The organism is Streptomyces sp. x-80, assembly GCF_046549095.1.
GTDB classification, from domain to species: Bacteria; Actinomycetota; Actinomycetes; order Streptomycetales; family Streptomycetaceae; genus Streptomyces; species Streptomyces celluloflavus.
Genome location: NZ_JAJPWM010000004.1, coordinates 464,777 through 483,788 on the forward strand (window position 1 = coordinate 464,777; position 19,012 = coordinate 483,788).

Consider the following 19,012-nt stretch of genomic DNA (forward strand, 5'->3'; position numbering starts at 1 on the left):
AGGTCGGGAGCCAGGCACCTTTCGACCTGTCTGCCCGCATCGCACTCTGAGTACCCCGCTCACGAACAGTCAGAAGGAGGGGTGCATGGAGAACTCGCCGATGCCGGAAGACGTCACGCGCGGTGCCTACACCGCGCCAACTCGCCGGACGCCGACGGCCATCGAGGCCGGGCTGAGGTGTCCGGTCGATGAAGGACGGTGAGCCGACGACGGCCCCGCCGCTGCGGGTGCTCGCGCTGGAGTCCGTGCCACATCCCTCGTGCGCCGTCTGTGTGGCGGCGGCGCGGCGGCGCGAGTGCGGTCATGAGGCGGGCAGTGCGGTGACCGTCCGGGAGTGCAACGCGATCATCCGGCAGCACCCGCACCGGGCCGGGGGGACGTGATGGACGGAGAGCCGTTCGAGGGCGCGGATCTCGCACCCCGCTCCCCGGTCACCTACCCGCCGTGCGGTTGTCCGGGCTGCCCGGAACGCGCCGAAGCGCACGGGCAGGACGGCACCGGCCGGGCTCCGGACGGGGCGAGCGGCAGGCACCGGACGAGCGGCGCCGGCACGGGCAACTACCTGCGGTCGATGGCCCCGGCCGTGCACCTCGGCGACCCGACCGAGGCGCCGCCCGGCCCCGCCCCCGTCGAAGGGTGCGCCGTCTGCGCAGCGCTGGCGCGGCAGCGGGACGCAGCCCGTGCCCGCCGTGACCGGACGACGGCCATCGACTGCAACATCGGGATCCGCCGGCACCCGCACACGGAGTGGGATCGAATCCTTGCCGGGGGGTGATCGGTACTGCCGCGTGGTGCTGTTTTGCCTGGTCAGCGCCGTGTGGCTGCGTACTCCATCCGGCTCATGACGCGCCGTGCCGGACAGTCCACTCCCGCATCGCTCACGCACGAAGCCGGACTTCTCGGCGTCGCAAGGGTGAGGACCGCACCAACGCAAGTGCCCGGCGCGGATTAATCGCACAGCAGGCGCATAGCCAGCACGGAACCGTCAGGATGTATGGAGACGGGACCGTTCCATCGCGGGGCCCAGGTGTCTCGCGGCCAGGTGGACCTGCGCGCGTAGATCTCCCGACGGTACTGCTCCACCCGCCCCTGCTCAAGGTGACGGAAGAGATCCTCCGCGACTCCAGAGAATGCCTCGACTCGCTTCCGGTTAAGTCGGAAGACGTGGTCAGTACCGACGAAGTCGATGCCGAGGAACCGGTGGCGGGCGTCCTGGACGCTGTCCGTGGCTGCGTGCATCAAGCCTGTGAAGTGGCGTTGCCCTTGTCGCTTCGTCAGATACGGAGCGGTCGCCCTTCCGTCCCCAGCGAAGGCGGTGAGACCGGCTGCGGTTGTGCGGGCGAGGGCGTGTTGGAACCACGCGTAGAGGGCCGGGCTCACGTGATAGCCAGGTTCGGGCTCCATGGGCTTGTCGCCTTGCGCGGGCGGTTGGATACCGGGGTAGACGTTCTCGTCCTCCAAGGCGTGATCAAGAACGCGACCGGGCGTGTCCAGCCAACCTCCATTTCCTCTTGCCTCCAGTGTGTGGACCGTCAGTGGTCCGTCGAGAGGGAGCTCCGTGCTGAACACCAGACACGGTGTCTCATCCCATCCTCCGATGTGCACCGCCTCAACGTGAGCGGAAGCCGATGCGAGCTGAGTATGTGAGGCGGCGAGCCCACTGTGGTTGCCCTTGCACGCAATCGGGAAGACGCGAGAGGGCTCGCCGGGCTTCCATACCTCGGCGAGGAACTGCGGTCGGTACCGATAGCCCGACCTCGGGCCGGAGTCCCTACTGGTCAGGGCCCACCCTGCACGCAGGGCCGTGTCGGCCGGCACGATCGAGACGAGGTGATCCGGATAGCGCCTGTTCAGGAGTCGTGTGGCGAGCGCCAGTGCGACACCGATGCCGAGTTCTCCCGACTGAAGTGCTTTGTAGTAGTCCGCGGTCTCCCGGCCCTCGGGTGAGAGGGCCATGAAAGCGTCAGAGTTCCCGGTCAGAGCTTGGTTGTACTTCAGGCAGCCCCAGTGCTCGGCGAGGCCGCGTCCCGCTCCGCGCCGGGCCAAGGCAATCGACCGTCCCAAGGTGTGCAGAACCTCCCAGGGCGTGAGCTGCACGAGTCGGTTGAGATCCGTCGCTGGTATGGGCTGCAGTTCCGGCTTTCGGCGGAGCGGGTCGAGCTCCTTCTCCTTTCTCTGCTTGTCGTCGTCCGCCGCCGAGGCACTCACGTCCCCGGCCAGCTCCGAGTTCGAGTGGACTGCGACGTTCGACGGCCGCGCAAGATCTCTCAGCACCTCTGCCGTGAGCTTCAACCTGCTCTCCCTCGTGCTCTGTTGTCCCTGGTCTGACTGCGTGGCCCGGTAGGCACGCAGTGGCTTTCGTCCGTGCCCGCTCTACGCGCTGGCTTCAGGTTGGCTGGCCGTGAGGTCGTTGAGGGCGCCGTTCACGACGTACCAGGAAACGGTGAGCGTGTCGCGGTCGGGAGTGTGCGCCTCGGAAAACTCACGTCGTGGGTGGACGAAATTGCGGTACTCGCGCAGGGTCTGGCTGTGGCGTTCCATGTCGACGTCGATCCAGCCCGCCTTGTGACAGATGTCGATGAGGGCCTTGAGGCCGATGAAATCGGGGTCCTTGTTGCGCAGCAGGGAGGCGTCGCGCTCCTCGATCACCGTAAGCAGGACGCCCTCTAGGAGGCTGCCCAGCATGATGACGGCCGCGACGTGAGCCCCGTTGGCGTAGCAGGTGCGGGCTTCGTCCAGACGGCGCTGGAGCAGCGCGGCCATCCGTGGTTCACGGATGATCTCGGCCATGGTGGCCTTGAGCTCGACAGGCGCCTGCTGGCCCGGGTGTGCCACGGCCGGATCGCAGACGACGACCCTGGGTCGGCCGCCGGGGTTCTCCAAGCGGAAGCCTTCGTGGACAAGGAAGGCGTTGACCGCGTTGACGACGGCCGGGAGAACGTCGGGTTCTTCGAGGTACTCGCGTGCGTCCGCCAGTCTGAGAAGTACCTTTTCCAGCTCGGTGTGGTTCTCGCGACGTTCCATGAGCAGATGAAGTACCCACTCGCCCCGGTACTCGCCGTCGTACTCGGGCACGTTGCGCCACCCGGCGTTCTCCAGGAACTGGGTGATCTCGAAGCCCCTGCGGTAGTAGAGGTTGTCATCGCCGCAGATGACACGGGCCAGCTCTTTCAAGGTGTTGCCGTCGAGCGGGCCCAGTACGGTTTCCTGCATCATGCGGCGTCGTCCTCCGTGGTGTCGTTGTCGGTTGGGTCGTCGTACCGGTCGTCGGTCTGTTCGTCTCCGGTGCCCTCGTCATCGGTGAGCCCGTCGTCCGAGGAGAGATCGAGTGGCTTCCACGTGGCGTTGGAGCCGACCGGCTGGGGGGCTGTCGCGGACCGCGTGTAGTTCGCGGGCCGAATCCCCTGACGGTCGAGTTCGTCCCACAGACCGTCGAGTGCCGCGGCGGGATCGAAACGGAAGTCGCTCTCCCGTATCCGCCAGAACTTCCATCCCACGCGCTTCAGTTCGCGGTCCCGCCGTTGATCACTCTCGATCTGCTCCCGCGTGGCGTGGTGGAAGGCGTCGCCATCGCACTCCACGGCGAGCCGACCGCGGGCCCCCACCACCACCAGATCGATACGCTTGCTGCCGGCCGGGAACTGCGGGACCACGTGGTAACCCCGTTCCTTGATCTCCAGGTACACCTGCTGCTCGAAAAGCGAGTCGAAGGGAGCCCTCCGGACGTCGGGCAGCACCGGTCCGATGTCGTCGGCTGCATCCAAAGCGGCGGGTGGGTTCTCCATGTACGTCAGGAGGTTGAGCCGTAGGTCGTGCGGCTTGAGACGGTCGGGTGGAACCGAGTAGAAGAGCCACATCTGATCCTGAGCCCGGCTGGCGGCGACGTTGTATGCCTGCTGCTCGCTTTTGTTCCCGCCCGCTGCGCGCGGCGGGTTCGTCACGACCATGGACAGCAGGATGACGTGGCGCTCGTCACCCTGGAACGAGGCCGCGTTGCCCACGCGAATCTGGTGGCGCTCCCGCACGGTGGCCGGTAGACGTTGCTCGATGAGGGCCTCCAGGAACTTGATCTGTCCGAAGCCCTGGAGCACGATCACGCCCATGGTCTTGTCCTGGTAGACGGGGTCCTTGGCCAGGCGGGCCAGGCAGTCGACGATCGCCTCGGCCTCCTTGGGGTTGTGGACACGGCTGTCTCGGCCCGTAACCACGGCGCCTTCGACGAAGTGGGAACGCAATGGGTCGAGGCGTTCGGCGCCGTACTGGCGCAGGGGCAAGAGCTTGTGGTCGTAGAAGGTGCTGGAAGACCAGTTGATGATCTCGGGCACACAGCGGAAGTGCTCTTCGAGACGGATCACCTGCGGAAAGAAGTTGCACAGCAACTGGTAGAGGTTGGCGTGCGGCATATAGAGCTGGCGCAGCCGGGTGGGCATGTCCGGCAGATGGGCGGCCAGCTTGTCCTGGATGGCCTGCAGACGGCCCTGGCCCGTGACGGCGGGCGCACACTGCTTGTCGTCACCAACGACGATCACTCGGGGAGCCAGCCACAGGAGGAACAACGCGTCCATGCCCGCTTGGCTGGCCTCGTCGACGATGACGACGTCAAAGGTGTCCCGCTTCGCCTGCACCATCTCGGCGACCTGGGGAATGGGCATGACCCATGCGGGAACCGCGCCCTGGGCCACGGACATCGCATCGCGTGCCGCGGCTCGGAAGCGTCCCGCATGCCGCCCCTTGCCCTTGCCGACGGACGACATGTGCGTCCGGTACGCCTGGAGCGCCGAATGCTGTTCCTGTGTCATCCGCTCCAAGCAGTGCAACCGCCCCCAAGCTGCAGCGAGTTCACCGGTCACATGCTCTAGCCGGGCTTCGTGCTCAGTGAGGTCGCCTTCGAGTTTGCGCTCCAGACCGGGCGTGCGCTGCTTGTCCATGAACTGCGAAGCCTTTGCCCATGCCCACGCCCGTTCCAGGGACCCCAGCCGTTCCTCCCAGTCGGGATCTTCGGTGCTGTCGACGAGGCGGCCTGCGAGCAAAGGGTGGTCGGCGCGTAGGGCGCCCAGCAGTTCGGTGCACCGACGCGTGCGGTGCTCCCTCCGGTGCGCTGCGGCCAGTGCATCTATGGCCTCGGTATAGGTGTCCACGTCCTGGTCGCGAAGGGCCTGTACGAGGGCCATGGACTCTGCTGATGGCTGGGCGCCATTGACGGGGGTACAAAGGAGTTCGTCCCAGGCGGCCAGTTGCGCGACCGCCTCATCGGCGGCGCGTCGGCCATGGAGCGCAGCGACGCCGGCGTTGAAGTTTTGCCACGTTCGGCGGGAGGCAATCGCCAGGCGCGCACGGTGACGTACAAGAAGCTCGTCGACGCGGTCCCGTGCCGAGCCGAATGCCTGTACATGCTCTAGGAACTCGGCGCGTGCGGCCAGTGCGGCCAGCCGTACCTCCACGTCTCCCGGGGGGAGTGCGGCATTTGCCTGTTGCCAGCGTGTGGCCGCGCCAGCGAGGGCGGAGTGTGCCCGAAGGTGTGACAGCACGGCGTCCAGGTCCTCCGCCGTCTGCGGCGCACGGCCGTCGACTGTGCACGAGTCCAGCAACTCCCGGGCCTTCTTCTGTGCCTTGCTCGGAAACCACGGGCGCAGAGTCTTGCCTGTGGTCAGATGAGCCCGGAGCGCGGCGCCGACGGTCGCCAACTGGCTGGCCTTCTGGGCGGTCAGGTCCTCGGGCACGGTCACCAAGCGCAGGCCCAGCGCGTCCAGGTCCCGCGCGACCTCGCGGATGTCGTCGGTGATGGCTGCCACGCGCTGCCACAGCCCGAGGTCGGATCGAGAGAGCCGGTCCGTCAGCGCCCGAGTGATCCAGGAATCCGGATCCCAGTGTGTGGCGTCGGCAGGCACCCCGAGGTGGTGAAGGGCCGTCTCGCAGTCATCAAGCAGCGAGGCCAGTTCGGCGGTCACGGACGCGTCGAGATGAGCGAGTATGTTCCGGATCTCGACGGCCTCCGCGGACAGACCCTCGTCGCTGAGGCGGCTGGCCACGAAGACGTCCGCGATGTGCCGGGGCGAAGGAAGCTCGTCAGGGGCAGGCAACGCCCCGCCCACCCGCGGCTGACCCGTGCCGTCACGCAGCAGCAGGAGGAGTTCCTGGGCTTGCTCGGAGGCCAGCGGAGGGGAGTCTTCGGCGGTGTCCGGGAGAGGGCTGATCCACTCGAACTCCTTGGCTCCGGTGTGAACCCGCTCCACGATCTCGGCGAGCGTTCCCGCGTATCCCGGCGCCACGCTCCGATGCCGATACTCGGCCTCACGGAGCGAGATCACCTGCTCGGTAAGCGTCTCGATCCGTCCTCGTACCTCATCGCGTTCGCCGGCGAGGCGGCGGATTTCGGCACGTAGTTCGTCTGGGTCGCTGGTGGCTACCTGGTCGGTAAGCGCGTTGATTGTGCGTTCAAGCTCGCCCGCGCCGTCGTGGCGAGTAGAGCTGAGCAACAGGACGCACAAGTCCCTCACCGACGGCGGAAGTTTGTCCCGCAAGACGGTCAGTGCCTGGTCGCGGGCGCTAGTGACAAGCACCCGCTGGCCCTGAGCGAGTAGCGCGGAGACAAGGTTGGCGATCGTGTGGGTCTTGCCTGTGCCGGGTGGCCCCTGAACCACCACGCCGGTGTCGCGCTCCAGGCGCCCCAGCACGCTGCGCTGCTGTGCGTTCGTCTTGCCAGGGAAGAGAGGATCACCACCGAAGAGTGGGGCCTTTTGAGCTCCATCCCAGGCGGATCGGTCATCGGTCTCGATCGTCATGGCCATTTGGGCCAGGCCGAGCGGCGCACGGCCCTCCGAGGCCACCGCTTCCGCGATCTGGTCGTAGAACCGCAGCAGAGAGTTGAGGTTGCGGGGGCGCATGACCAGGGCGGGCGCGTATGCGAGGCGCGCCCCCGGCTCAGGTGCGCGGGGCGGCTCCCACGCCGCGCTGAAGCCCATGGGACGTGTGATCGCCCTCTCTTGCCACTGCGCCAGTTGCTCCAGTGCCTCGGGCCCCAGCGGATCCATCCCACGAGCGGTGATCTCTTCCGAGAGAGCGGCCCCGCGCTCGCGAACCCATCCGTCGTCACTGTCCAGGAAGTCCTGGTCTTCGAGACGCAGGGCGCCCTCCGACGACAGCCTCACCGTCAGCATTGCCGTGCGGCGGTCCACTGACGTCTCCACCCGATGGGTGAACAGATGGCGGTGCACCGTGTCTTCGTTTGGACCATTCCAAGTCAACAGCCCTATACCCAAGATGAGTTCTGTCTGATCGTCCTCCTGGGCCAGCTTCTGGTGCCACGCGTAGATCCGGTCGTAGAGTTCCCGCAGCGGCCGTTCCGAACGCTCCCGCTCCGCCCACCTGCGCCAGCGGTCCAACCAGGTGCCATAGGCCCGCAGCACGTCACCGGCCTCTTCACGGCGCAGGGTTCCGTCCTCCTCCAGCCGTTCCCGCTCGTCCGCGACGCGCACCAACTCGTGTCCCGGACCCTCTTCCGCGAGAGGTGGATCGCCCCCATCTGGGTCCAGGCAGCGCGTCGGCTCCACCCAGCCGTCGAGTGAGGCGGGCAGGTCGGGCGGAGCGCTCTGCGGCACGTGGTCGAGAATCAGCAGCACGCCGTCATCACGCGGTGCCGGCCTGCGGACTGGCTCGGGCAGCCGGGCCAGCCAGAGGCGGTCACGACCTCGGTCGTCACGCTGCCGCTGATGGCTGCTGTGGACCACGTCACGCAGGAAATTGACTAGCCCTGCTGTCTGCCCGATGACGTCTGGATCACTCGCGTGGCGTCGCGGAACGTTCACCATTCTCCTTCTCGGCCGCTGACGAACGTTCCAGATTCGAGGTCGGTCGAGGTCACAGCAAGGGGATCCAGGCAGGATGACCGGATCTGTTTCACAAGCTTCGGCGCCGTGTACGTCGCTGAATGGTCTGGTCGCGGACGTGCTGATCGCCCCGGCTGGAAGCGTCCTCGACGGGTCCCTTGATGCGCTTCTGCACAGGTGGGAGGCAATGGGAAGAGACCATCGGGGACAGCCTGACAGCCAGGACAACAGACCGTGTGTAGCCCCGTTCGTGCTTCGTGAGGCAGACCGAACGGTAGCTACGGTCCGCGATGAACAATGTCTGGTTATGGCGAGAACTGACGTCAGGCTTCGCGATCGTCGCGGCCTTTGACGGTGAGGGTGCCGCCGACGCGGACGGAACCGTACTGGTCGCTGTGGCAGTGCCCGGCGCAGATCACGAGGCGCCGAACGACCTTTGCGCGAGGTTGAATACAACCCAAACTGCGAACCTCTCCGAGGTCAGCCAGGTGCCAGACTTTGGCGACGCCTGCTACTACTCGTAGGTCCAGGCGCGGCCGGTCTGGCGGTACTGCTCGACGGGGATGGGGTCGGTTCCGGGCCGCATCCGCGCGGTGTAGAGCATGCCGTCGAGGTGGTCGATCTCGTGGTGGACCAGGCGGGCGAGGCCGCGCTGGTAGGTGGTGGTCAGGGTTTGACCGTCCAGCGTGGTGGTCTCCACGGTGATCCGCAGCGGCCGGGGGACCATGCCACGGACGTCGAAGAGAGACAGTCAGCCCTCGAACTATTCGTCCGCTTCATCCGAGCGCTCGGCGATGCGGGGGGTTGAGCAGAATGACCGGGGGAGCGGCGGGGTCGGCGGGCCGGACGACGGCAGCGGCCCAGGGCCGGGTCGAAGACGCTAATACCCTTCTGCACGGGTGCGGCTTTCAGCAACATCTCGAAGGAGTGCTGAAGGTGCAGAAGTACCTTCGTCTCTCGCCAACGGTCGTGCGGCGAGTTGAATGCCTCGGCCGCCGCGACCGTCGAAGAGACGGCCTTCTCCTTGAGGACGCGAGCTTCTTGCCTCAGTCTCACTCGCAGCCCCCACGTTCCAGAAGCACCAGACAGTTGATGTCGTGATATTCCCTTCCTGGGCGTCGAGCATCGGGCGTCCTTGATGGCCGCTCAGCTGTAAGCGAGCGCCCGGAAGGCGTTGCGCACTTCAGTCAGGGGCTGCCGGTGGCGGGTGAAGTAGAGCTTGTTGGTCAGCAGTACGGCCCACCGGCTTTGACGGGGTGAGATCCACATGCCGGTTCCAGTGAATCCGTAGTGGACCCATACATCGTCGGACTGGACGGTTCCGGGCGCGGTGTGCCAGAACAGGCCGCGCGCAGGTGTCAAGTTGCCGGTTTGCACGGTCAGTGACGTTGCGGTCCAGCAGCGGCCGAAGCCGGGGGGCTCCGGTGCGGTACTCGTGTCCAGCATGTACCGCAGGAGGGCGGCGAGATCGTCGAGCACGGTGAAGGTGCCGGCGATACCGCAGATGCCGCCCAGCAGGCGTGCGGAGAAGTCGTGGGCGGTTCCCTTGAGGTGAGTGTCGGTATCTCGATCAAGTTCGGTCGGGGCACAGCGGGTCGCGATGCTGTCCGGTAGTGGGCCGAATCGAGTGGTGTGCATGCCCAGGGGCCGCCAGACGCGCACGGTGGCCAGATCGTCGAGGGTTCGGCCAGAGAGGTGTTCGGCAAGGTAGCCAAGAATAAGGGCGGCCCGGTCGGTGTACTCGACGGCCTCGGCTGGTGGCCGGTGGAGTTGCTCGTGCAGGACGCCTCGACGGATGTCCTCCTTGTTGGTGCCGTAAAGGTTCTTCAGCTGGGCCCTCTGGGGAAGGCCAGCTGTGTGCGTCAACAGCTGCCGGGCGGTAGCGGTGCCGATGGGGTGGCCGGAGACCTCCGGCCAGAAGCTGCCCAGTGGCTGGTCCAGGTCGAGGACACCGTCTTCCCACAGAGCGCCGATGGTTGACCAAACGGCGAGAATCTTGGTGAGGCTGGCGGCATCGAAGACGGTGTCGGCGCGCATCGGCACGTCCGGCTCGTCGGGATCGAGGACACCAGTGGTGCCTTGGGCGCGGATGCCATTGGCGTCGCCGACGGCCCACACGGCGCCGGGGTACACCTTGTCGCGGACACCCTCGTCGAGCAGGGCTTTGATGCGGTCGATGTCGTACGTCATGGTCTCCCTCTTCGCCGGGCCATCCCGCCGGCCAGCGTAGTGACGTTCACGGAGCGGGCCGGGCAGCGGCGTGGCGGACCGCTTGAAGGGCTGTTCAGGCGAGTTGGCGGCCGAGTTCGGTTAGAGACTGAGCGGTCGTTGAGAGCGGGTAGCGGGCGGCGTTCGCGTAGCCCGCCTGTCGGAGAGCGGGCAGCAGTCCCGGTGCGGTCCACAGCCGGTTCAGGTCGCGGGCGAGTGCGGTGGAGTGCGTGAAGTCGGTGGCCACTCCGGAGCCTGCGAGGACCTCGGTGAGGCCGGGCACGGGCTGGTACAGGACAGGCAGCCCGCAGGCTTGGGCCTCCAGCGCGACCAGGCCCATGGCCTCCAGGGTGGTGGACGGCAGGGCCAGTACGTCGTGCTCGGTGAAGGCTCTCCACAGCTGTGGACGGCGGAGCCAGCCGAGATAGCGGGCCCGCACGCCGGCCCGCTGGAGCAGCGGGGGCAGGGCGCGGAACTGGTCTCTGGGGGCGGCGACGCTCAGCTCGACGCCCGGAATGGGCGCCAGGCCGGTGATGAGACGCTCGACCCCCTTCTCGGATGTCAGCCGTCCTGCGTACAGGACTCGCAGATGGCTGGTTGACGTGCGGGCGGGCCGGGCCGGTGGATCAGCGAGCAGATGGTCGGGGATGCCCCACGGGATGTGGATGACCTTGCGGCGGTCTGTTTGCGGGGCGAGTTTGAGCAGGTGATCGGCCATGGCGCCGGTGGAGACCACGATTGCGTCGGCGGCCCTCGCTGTCTCGCGCAGCACCTGGAGCTGGTCGCGGTGGGCTTCGGCAAACAGCAGGTCGGTACCGTGAACCATCGCGATCCTCGGGTGTGCCGGAAGTGCCCGGAGCAGCGCGGGGGTGGCGCCGAACGCGAGATGGTGCAAGTGCAGAACGCCGATCTGCGCCGGATCGATCGCTGTCACCAGGGCCCGGCGCAGGGTTGCCACGTAGCGACTGAAGCCGGCACCTTCCAGGCACTTCCCGGACACGGCGAGCAGGTCGAGGCCCGATGGGAGGCGTGACCTGGGGCCTGCGGGCCCCAGCATGAAGGCCCGCGCCGGGATGAGTGGATCGTCGCCGGTATAGAGATCGAGGAAGAGCTCGACGCTGCCGCCGGGGCTACCGGCCGGAAGGTCCAGGAAGGCAGCGGCCAGAGGGCCCGCAGTTGGGCGAACGACGGACTTCACAACGCTCCTTGGGGGATCTCTTCGTACAGGCGGGAGATGTCGATGCCGTTCGTCGCCGCGTACTTGGCGCGTTGGTGTTGGTAACTGGCCGGGCTGCCGGCAGTGGTGAGGAAGACGAGCTTGCCGAAGGTCATCCCCGGATAGACACGGGCGGGCTTGGCGACACGAATCTCCAAGGTCCAGCGGATCGCGTGACCCTGGTGGCCGAGCGGGGCGGAGACGTGGACCCAGATGCCCAGCGCGCCGGTGGTGCGGTTCCCGTTGAGCAGCTGTGCGTACGTTTCCGAGCCGGTCTTCTCCAGAGTGATGCCGAGGTAGAGCACTCCTGGCTTCAGAACCAAGCCGGAACTGGGGATGGGGTGTTCGGTGAAGGCGGTGCGGGTGGCTGCGTCCAGGTCGCCGTCACAGATGCGGATCGTGTCGCCCAGCCGCCAGTCGTAGGCGTTGGGTGAGATCCGCGCGGGCTCGTAGGGGGAGATGGTGATCTCTCCCGTGCTGACGGCAGCGACGATGGCTGGACCCGTGAGAATCACGAGCCCACTGCCTGGATGCGTGCAGCGTCCTGCCAGTAGCGGGAGGGCTGGGGGCCATCGGCTCCCTGGTACTTGCCGCGATACAGGTCGACGTCACCGGTGGAGACGAAGAACATGATCTGCCCGATCTTCATGCCCGCGTACACCCGTAGCGGGCGGATGGGCGAGAGCATCAAGGTCCACTGACCGTGGAAGCCGATATCGCCGATCGGCGCGGTGATCTCGACGAACAGGCCGAGGCGTCCGACCGAGGAGCGGCCGAAGAGCAGGGGAACGAAGATGTCCGAGCCGACCTCCTCCACGGTGTGGCCGAGGTACAGCTCGCCGGGCTGCAGGACGAATCCGTCCTCGCCGATCAGGATCGAGCGCGTGGGATTCGTCTGGTGGGCGTCGATCACCTTGGCGGCATACGTCAGCAAGGTCGGACCGAGGCGGACGTTGTAGCTGTTGGGGTTCGTCTGGTCCGGGGTGAAGGGAGTGATCCGTAAGCGCCCGTTGGCCACGGCAGCCTTGATCTCAGGTCCGGTGAGGATCATTACTGGCCTCCTTCTTGGGAGTCGGCGGAGCTGGGAAGCGAGGTGGTCAGGACATGGCTTACGGCTTGACGAAGGTGTACGCCTGCTTGATGAGTTCGCCCGCCGAGGTAGCTGTCGGCGAGGTAGTCGGTGGTCAGCACGGTTCGGATCGCCGGGGGAAGAGGCGCAGGGGCGACGACCAGGGGGCCGACGAGTTCGGTGAGATGGTCGAGCAGCTTGCCGTGGCCCTGGACGTGCTGCTCGGGGAGGAAGGCATGCACGAGCTGGTTCCCGAAGGGCTCGATGGCCAGCAGGTCGCCGAGGGTCAGCGTGGCGCCGAGTGACACGGGACGCAGGGCGGTCTCGTTGAGGATGACCGCGTCAGCGCCGAGGCCGGAGTGCAGTCGGCCGGCGATCTCTTCGAGCAGTCTGCGGCGATCCAAGGGCGCATCGCGGAGGCGCTCGTCCACAGCGCCGATGGGGCTTCTCAGTCGCAGTCCGATGGCTGAGATCTTCTCCATCAGCGAGGTGAGTTCGTGAGGAACGGAATGAGCATCGGGGAAGGACCCGATGCGGGCGCCCCACCCACTGCCGACAGGCTCGGCGGCGGCGTATCCGACACCGAGTTCGCGGCCCTTGACCACGAGGGTGTCGCCGACGTGCACGGGGCCGAAGCTGTCGCTGTGGCAGTGCCCGGCGAAGATGACATCGGCGCGCGGGCAGGCTGCGGCCAGCTTCAGGTCCTCCTCGAAGCCGGAGTGGGACAGCACCATCCACGAGTCAGCACTGTGGTGGTTCTCCTGCATCACTTCGTGCAGAGCCTGGGCCGGGTTGCTGATGCGGTGGTCGGCGCGCTGGTCGGCAGGGATGGCGTTGAACGCCTGCGGGCCCATCATCGCGGTGACAGCGACCCGCCGTCCGCCGACGTGCTGGATGCGTACGCGGTCGAAGAGTGGCGTGCCACTGTCATCGGTCGTGTTCGCGCACACCGTCATCCGGTGCAGCTGCGGCTCGAAGTAGTGCGGCCACCCGTGGTTTCCGGGCGCGAGCAGGTCGTACAGGGTGGTGAGGACTTCGCACTCGATGCGTCCCTCGCCGAGGTGGTAGTAGCCGCTCCCCTCGAAGAAGTCTCCGCAGTCCACGATCAGGCTGTCGGGTCTCGCAGCGTGTAGGTGGGCGAGCATCGGAGCGGCCGAGTCGAAGGCGGAGTGGACGTCGGTCGTCGCGATGATCTGCCGCAGTTGCCGGTTCACGGGATCACCTCGCAGATGTCGGCTCCGAGGGCGTGCAGCTTGACGGGCAGGTCGGCGTGGCCGCGCCGGAGCTGTTCGAGGCCGCCGAGGGTGGTCACGCCGCGAGCGGTGAGGCCGGCGATGAGCAGGGCGGAACCCGTGCGGATGTCGGTGGCCTCCACTCCGGCACCGGTCAGCTGCTGCGGTCCGGCGAAGCGGCACTGTGTGGGCGACAACTCGTCGATCGTGGCTCCGAGGCGGCCCAGCTGGGGCAGCAGGTTGCGGTGGCGACCGGGGTTGATGTCGTCGGCGAACAGGTGTGTGCCGGGCAAGGTGAGGGCCAGGGCCAGCAGCGCGGGCTCGAAGTCCGCGTCCAGGCCGCCGGGGGACAGAGAGGCAATGGCTCGCAGCGGTCGGCCGGTGGGCTGAGCGTCCTGGGCCTGCACGGTGAGGGTGCCGTCCTCGGCGTCGGCTGGAATGCCGAGCCAGCGCAGCGCGGTGATCAGGGGGGTGATGTCGTCGCGGTGTACGCCGAGGATGTGCGCGTTGCCGCCTGTTACCGCGACTGCGCAGGCCAGGGTGCCCGCTTCGATCTTGTCGCCAGGCACCCGCCACGCGATCTCCTCGCCGGAATCGGATCGAGGCGGCTGAAGGGTGAGGACAGCCTCGCTGACCCGACACTCCCACCCGGAGTTCCTCAACGCCTCTACGACACTCAGCACTTCGGGTGACAGGTTCGGTTGGCCCAGACGCAGCGGCCGTCGGGCGACGACCGTACGCAGGACAGCGGCGATGCTCGCTCCGCGGGACCGGAAGGGGAGCATGATCGATACCGTCCCGCGTCCGCCAGTGGCTGCTTCCACGAGGTAGCCGCGGTTATCGACGGTCGAACGGTCACCGAACCGCTCGTACACCTTGAAGTGCTGCTCCATCCCGCGTTCTCCGATGGCGCAGCCGCCCGGCCACGGCAAACGGGCCCTTCCGTAGGCGCCGAGAAGTGCCGGGACCAGGTAGTACGAGGCCCTGATACGCGCAGCGACCTCGGGTTCGGGATACGGCCGTTGCTTGTCGCTCGGCAGGATCACCGTGGTGTGTGGATCGCTGACCGGGCGGGCCGCGTGCCAGCCGGCCTGCTGGAGGAGGGTGAGCATCGTTCCGACATCCGTGTTGGCCGGGACGTTGCTCAGGTGCACCGGGCGATGCATGGCTGCGGCGGCGGCCAGCAGGGGCAGGGCCGCGTTCTTCGACCCGTCGACGGTCACGGCCCCGGCGAGCGGAACGCTCGGGCGCACGGCGACCACTTCTGCGGCGACTGGGGGAATTCGTACGGCTGGCAACAGTCAGCTCCTCATCTGGGGCACGTGTGTTGCGACGGTTGGAAGCGGAGCGCTGAGATCGAGCTCGGCCCAGCAGCGCTTACCGGAAGGCAGCGGGTCGAATCCGTGGCGGTCGGCGAGCGCGGCGACGAGAAACAGGCCGCGTCCGTTTTCCTCTTCCGCGTCCGGCAGGCCGACTTCCGGGATGTCGAAGCTGGTATCGATCACGGCGATCCGTAGCGCCTCGTCGCTGAGGTAGGCGCCGGCTGTGATCGGTCCTTTGTGTGCGTGCCGTACCGCGTTGGTGATCAGCTCCGAGGCCACCAACACAGCCGCATCCAGGAGTGCAGGTCCGAAAGCGGCACCCCATTCCCGTATCTCCTCGGCAATTTGCCGGCGCGCCGACGCGGCGCCGGCAGGCGTGCCGGGGACGGGAATCCGGATGTGGTGCGCTTCCATGAGCGGCCTCCTGATTGGTTCGGCCACTCCACGTAACCGCCGGACGGACCTCGCGAACCAGGGCGTGTGCGGGTGCTGCATGGTCTATGCAGGAGCTGCATCACGGTGCACTGCCAGTCCCCTTACGCTCGGTTGGGAAGGCAGGATCGGCGACGGCGGGAGGAGCCGTGGCACAGATGGCCGAAGAGCACAGCGAGGCGAGACGGATCGGTGAAGTGATCCGTCAGGCCCGCGTATTACAGCGACGTTCGCAGAGGGAAGTCGCCTCAGCTCTGGGCTATCACCAGTCCAAGGTGAGCCGCCTGGAAGGCGGCAGGGGCACGGACGACATCCGTATGCTGCGCGAGGTCTCGCGCGTGCTGGCGATTCCGCCCCGCCGCCTCGGCCTCGCCGCCACCTCGGACATCAGCCACTCCGGACCCGAGACAGAGGACATGCACCGCCGTACCGTTCTCGCCGCCGGCATCGCCGCGCTCGCGGCACCGACCCTCCCCAGCAGCACCCATCAGGACCTGGTCCAGTCCCTGCTGCCTGGAACAGCCCGTGTGACCGCCGAACAGGTGCCGGATCTCCAGAGCATGCGAGACCAAGTCGCGGGTGTACGACGTCTCTTCTGCACCTGCGATTACACGAAGCTGGAAGGCACGCTGCCCGTCCTGATCGGGCAGTTACGGCAGGCCATCAGCGACAGTCCCGGATCGAGCGACCTGTCCGGGCTCCTCGCCACGGCGTACCAGACCTCGGCGAGCCTGCTGCTCAAGCAGAGCGACCAGGGCAATGCCTGGCTCGCGGTCGGACGCGCCATGGCCGAGGCCGAACGCTCCGGCGATCCCGTCGTCCTCGCCTCCAGCGTCCGGGTTCACGCCCACGCCCTGGCACGTGACAGCCACACCGCTCAGGCCGTCGCCCTCGTCCGGCACACCGCCGACCAGCTCACGGGCTCGTACGACCAGCGCTCCCCGAAGTACCTAGCGGCACTCGGACTGCTGCTTCTGCGCGGGGTCACCGCCGCCAGCAGCGGCGGCGACCGCTCCGCCACCCGGGACTTCCTCACCGAGGCGAAGGAAGTCGCCCGCTACGTGGCACTCGACAGTCCCGACGCCTGGGCCAACTTCAGTCCGACCAACGTCGCCTTGCACGGACTCAGCGCGGCCGTCGTGTTCGGTGACGCGGGCGTCGCCCTGGACACCGCCCGGCCTCTCATGCGCCGCCACATCCCCGTCCCCGAGCGTCGTGCCGCCCTGTGGATCGAGGTCGGCCGCGCCTACAGCCAGCAGGGCCGCCTGGAGGACGGCTACCAGGCCCTTCGCATCGCAGAAAGCTGCGCGGCCCAGGATATCCGCCGACCGGCCGTCCGTGAGCTGGTGGCCGACATGGCCGCCCGCGACCGCCGACGTACGCTGCCTGAACTGCACCGCTTCAGCCGTCAACTGGGAGTCCCCGCGTGAGTGATCAGCCGGACCGGCAGACCAAGAAGCCCTTCCTCTACGTCGTCGTGTGCGCCTCCGGCATCGCCGGCGAAGTCGGCATCCTGATCACCGCGGCCCAGGAGGCGAACTGGGATGTGGGCGTCGTCGCCACCCCGCAGGCCCTCGGCTTCATAGACGCCGAGGCGGTCGAGGCACAGACCGGCTACCCGATCCGCTCGGGCTGGCGCTCGCCCGGCGACCCACGCCCGCTGCCGCCCGCCGACGCCATCGCGGTGGCCCCGGCCACCTTCAACACGATCAACAAATGGGCCGCCGGGATCTCGGACACTCTGGCGCTGGGCATCCTGTGCGAGGCGTACGGCTTCGGCATCCCTACCGCAGTCATGCCCTACCTGAACTCGGCACAGGCCGCCCACCCCGCATACAGCCAGAGCCTGGAGCGGCTGCGCGAGATGGGCGTCCTGATCGGTTCGTACGAGCCCCACAAGCCGAAGGCCGGCGGTGGGGCGGCCCAGTACCGCTGGGAAGAGGCGCTGGAGCTGCTTACTCCCAAGCTGTCCGCACCGGCCTGATCAGCGTCGCCGTGCTGGCGGGGCCTGTGGCGGCGGAGGGGCTGCTGCCCGGTGGATAGGGGCGGCACCACGTTGCGTGGTGCTGCGCGCCTTGGCCGCCTGAGAGCGGATGAGCCCGCCGTACCCGTACCGCCCCGCGGTCCGTCCGTACGCGCGAAGGTGCCCGGTCCAGGGGAGAGGACCGGGCACCGCCCGCTGCCCGAACGGCCGGCCGGGCGGCTAGACGACCAGGCTCACCAGTGCCGCCACCGCGAACCCGGCGACCGAGAGCACCGACTCCAGTACGGTCCAGGACTTCAGGGTGTCGCGTTCCGAGATGCCGAAGTACTTCGACACCATCCAGAAGCCGCCGTCGTTCACGTGCGAGGCGAAGATCGATCCGGCCGAGATCGCCATGATGATCAGCGCCAGATGGGGCTGGGACATGCCCTGGCCCTCGACGAGCGGCAGGACGATACCGGCCGTGGTGACGATGGCGACGGTGGCCGAGCCCTGGGCGACGCGCAGGACGACGGAGAGCAGCCAGGCCAGGACGATGACCGGGAGGCCGACGTTGTGGAAGGTGTCGGAGAGGGCGCCGGCGACGCCGCTGCCCTTGAGGACCGCGCCGAAGATCCCGCCGGCGCCGACGACCAGGAGGATGTTGCCGACCGGCTTGAGCGAGGAGGTCGAGACGGTCTCCAGCGACTTGCGCGACCAGCCGCGGCGGATGCCCAGCAGGTAGTACGAGAGCAGCAGGGCGATCGTCAGGGCGACGAAGGGGTTGCCGAAGAACTCGACGACCGAGCGGAAGGTGGAGGGGTCCAGGGCGATGGAGGAGAACGTCGCCAGCAGGATGAGCACCAGCGGGGTGCCGATGATGGCGAGGACGGTGCCCAGCGGGACCGGCTTCTCGTGCGGTGTGACACCGGCCGCGGCCTGTTCGGCGGCGACCGCGGCGCGGGCCTCCTCGGCGGCCTCGACCATGTCCTGCGGGACCTCGACGAAGATCCGCTTGCCGATCCAGGCGGCGTACCCCCAGGCCGCGAGGACGGCCGGGATTCCGCAGATGATGCCCATCAGGATGACCCAGCCGAGGTCCACCTTGAAGAGACCGGCGGCGGCGACCGGGCCGGGGTGCGGCGGCAGGAAGGCGTGGGTCATGGACAGACCCGCCAGCAGCGGCATGCAGTAGAGGATGATCGACTTGCCGGACCGCTTGGCCGCGGCGTAGACGATCGGCGCGAGGACGAAGATGCCGACGTCGAAGAAGACCGGGATACCGAAGATCAGGCCGGTCAGGCCCATCGCGAGCGGGGCGCGCTTCTCCCCGAAGAGGTTCAGGAGCCGGGCGGACAGCACCTCCGCGCCGCCGGAGACCTCCAGGATCGCGCCGAGCATGGTGCCCAGGCCGATGATGATCGCGACGTGTCCGAGGATGCCGCCCATACCGGACTCGATCATCGAGACGACGTCGGACTTCTGGACGGTACCGAAGAGTTCGGTGACCGACAGCCCGGCGCCGAGGCCGACGACGATGGAGACGCCGAGCAGCGCCACGAAGGGCTGGAGCCTGACCTTGATGATCAGGAAGAGCAGGAGGGCGATGCCCAGGGCGGCGACGGTGAGCAGTCCGGCCGTGCCCGGTATCAGGGCGAGCAGTCCGCCGGTGTGCGGTGGCGGTGTGGTGGGGGCCGCGGCGAGGAACATGAGGTGACTCCGTTGTCAGTCAGCGGTTTTCCAG

17 protein-coding genes are annotated in these 19,012 nt (G+C 67.7%); 5 read left to right on the top strand and 12 right to left on the bottom strand.

Translation table 11 applies throughout. From position 1 onward, the window contains the following. Positions 1-188: 188 nt before the first annotated feature. Positions 189-383 carry a hypothetical protein gene (locus tag ACLJWH_RS10155; RefSeq protein WP_411141265.1) on the top strand — a complete coding sequence of 65 codons (195 nt, stop codon included), beginning with the start codon at positions 189-191 and terminating at the stop codon, positions 381-383. Continuing rightward, positions 383-775, top strand: a complete 393-nt coding sequence (locus ACLJWH_RS10160; protein ID WP_411141266.1) for a hypothetical protein — start codon at positions 383-385, stop codon at positions 773-775. The genes ACLJWH_RS10155 and ACLJWH_RS10160 overlap by 1 nt, the downstream gene beginning before the upstream one ends. 173 nt (positions 776-948) lie before the next feature. Here the strand turns inward: ACLJWH_RS10160 and ACLJWH_RS10165 are convergent, their stop codons facing one another. From ACLJWH_RS10165 to ACLJWH_RS10175, 3 genes are all read right to left on the bottom strand, one after another. Next, a complete protein-coding gene (locus ACLJWH_RS10165) occupies positions 949-2,292 on the bottom strand; it encodes a hypothetical protein (RefSeq protein ID WP_411141267.1) in 1,344 nt (447 codons plus the stop codon). A gap of 81 nt (positions 2,293-2,373) precedes the next feature. Beyond that, the gene (locus tag ACLJWH_RS10170) at positions 2,374-3,216 is read right to left on the bottom strand and encodes a hypothetical protein (protein WP_411141268.1); all 843 of its coding nucleotides are present in this window, start codon (positions 3,214-3,216) and stop codon (positions 2,374-2,376) included. Beyond that, positions 3,213-7,727 (bottom strand): AAA domain-containing protein, encoded by a 4,515-nt coding sequence (locus tag ACLJWH_RS10175; RefSeq protein ID WP_411141269.1) that lies wholly within the window; start codon positions 7,725-7,727, stop codon positions 3,213-3,215. The genes ACLJWH_RS10170 and ACLJWH_RS10175 overlap by 4 nt, the downstream gene beginning before the upstream one ends. Before the next feature lie 389 nt (positions 7,728-8,116). On the opposite strand from ACLJWH_RS10175, the gene ACLJWH_RS10180 reads away from it, so the two are divergent. After that, a complete protein-coding gene (locus ACLJWH_RS10180; protein ID WP_411141270.1) occupies positions 8,117-8,350 on the top strand; it encodes a hypothetical protein in 234 nt (77 codons plus the stop codon). Here ACLJWH_RS10180 and ACLJWH_RS10185 read toward each other — a convergent pair. The 8 genes from ACLJWH_RS10185 to ACLJWH_RS10220 all read right to left on the bottom strand — a co-directional run bounded on the left by ACLJWH_RS10185 (position 8,341) and on the right by ACLJWH_RS10220 (position 15,287). Further along, positions 8,341-8,553: a peptide deformylase gene (locus ACLJWH_RS10185; RefSeq protein ID WP_411141271.1), complete on the bottom strand. Its 213-nt coding sequence runs from the start codon at positions 8,551-8,553 to the stop codon at positions 8,341-8,343. The two genes, ACLJWH_RS10180 and ACLJWH_RS10185, sit on opposite strands and share 10 nt — an antisense overlap. 419 nt (positions 8,554-8,972) lie before the next feature. After that, the gene (locus ACLJWH_RS10190) at positions 8,973-10,016 is read right to left on the bottom strand and encodes a serine hydrolase domain-containing protein (protein ID WP_411141272.1); all 1,044 of its coding nucleotides are present in this window, start codon (positions 10,014-10,016) and stop codon (positions 8,973-8,975) included. 94 nt (positions 10,017-10,110) lie between these two features. Continuing rightward, positions 10,111-11,232: a glycosyltransferase family 4 protein gene (locus tag ACLJWH_RS10195; protein ID WP_411141273.1), complete on the bottom strand. Its 1,122-nt coding sequence runs from the start codon at positions 11,230-11,232 to the stop codon at positions 10,111-10,113. Beyond that, positions 11,229-11,765, bottom strand: coding sequence for a dCTP deaminase domain-containing protein (locus tag ACLJWH_RS10200; protein ID WP_411141274.1), 537 nt, complete (start codon positions 11,763-11,765; stop codon positions 11,229-11,231). The genes ACLJWH_RS10195 and ACLJWH_RS10200 overlap by 4 nt, the downstream gene beginning before the upstream one ends. Then, entirely contained in the window at positions 11,762-12,301 is a 540-nt protein-coding gene (gene dcd, locus ACLJWH_RS10205) for a dCTP deaminase (RefSeq protein WP_411141275.1), read from the bottom strand. The genes ACLJWH_RS10200 and dcd overlap by 4 nt, the downstream gene beginning before the upstream one ends. After that, positions 12,301-13,533, bottom strand: a complete 1,233-nt coding sequence (locus ACLJWH_RS10210) for a metallophosphoesterase (protein WP_411141276.1) — start codon at positions 13,531-13,533, stop codon at positions 12,301-12,303. Before ACLJWH_RS10210 ends, dcd begins: the two co-directional genes overlap by 1 nt. After that, the gene (locus tag ACLJWH_RS10215) at positions 13,530-14,813 is read right to left on the bottom strand and encodes a UDP-N-acetylglucosamine 1-carboxyvinyltransferase (protein WP_411141373.1); all 1,284 of its coding nucleotides are present in this window, start codon (positions 14,811-14,813) and stop codon (positions 13,530-13,532) included. Before ACLJWH_RS10215 ends, ACLJWH_RS10210 begins: the two co-directional genes overlap by 4 nt. A gap of 39 nt (positions 14,814-14,852) precedes the next feature. Then, positions 14,853-15,287, bottom strand: a complete 435-nt coding sequence (locus ACLJWH_RS10220; protein WP_411141277.1) for an ATP-binding protein — start codon at positions 15,285-15,287, stop codon at positions 14,853-14,855. Between the two features lie 176 nt (positions 15,288-15,463). On the opposite strand from ACLJWH_RS10220, the gene ACLJWH_RS10225 reads away from it, so the two are divergent. After that, positions 15,464-16,735, top strand: coding sequence for a helix-turn-helix domain-containing protein (locus tag ACLJWH_RS10225; protein WP_411141278.1), 1,272 nt, complete (start codon positions 15,464-15,466; stop codon positions 16,733-16,735). After that, positions 16,732-17,289 carry a flavoprotein gene (locus tag ACLJWH_RS10230; protein WP_411141279.1) on the top strand — a complete coding sequence of 186 codons (558 nt, stop codon included), beginning with the start codon at positions 16,732-16,734 and terminating at the stop codon, positions 17,287-17,289. The genes ACLJWH_RS10225 and ACLJWH_RS10230 overlap by 4 nt, the downstream gene beginning before the upstream one ends. Before the next feature lie 219 nt (positions 17,290-17,508). Here ACLJWH_RS10230 and ACLJWH_RS10235 read toward each other — a convergent pair whose 3' ends face one another. After that, complete coding sequence (locus tag ACLJWH_RS10235) at positions 17,509-18,978, bottom strand: GntP family permease (RefSeq protein ID WP_411141280.1); 1,470 nt, start codon at positions 18,976-18,978, stop codon at positions 17,509-17,511. Positions 18,979-19,012: the final 34 nt, after the last annotated feature.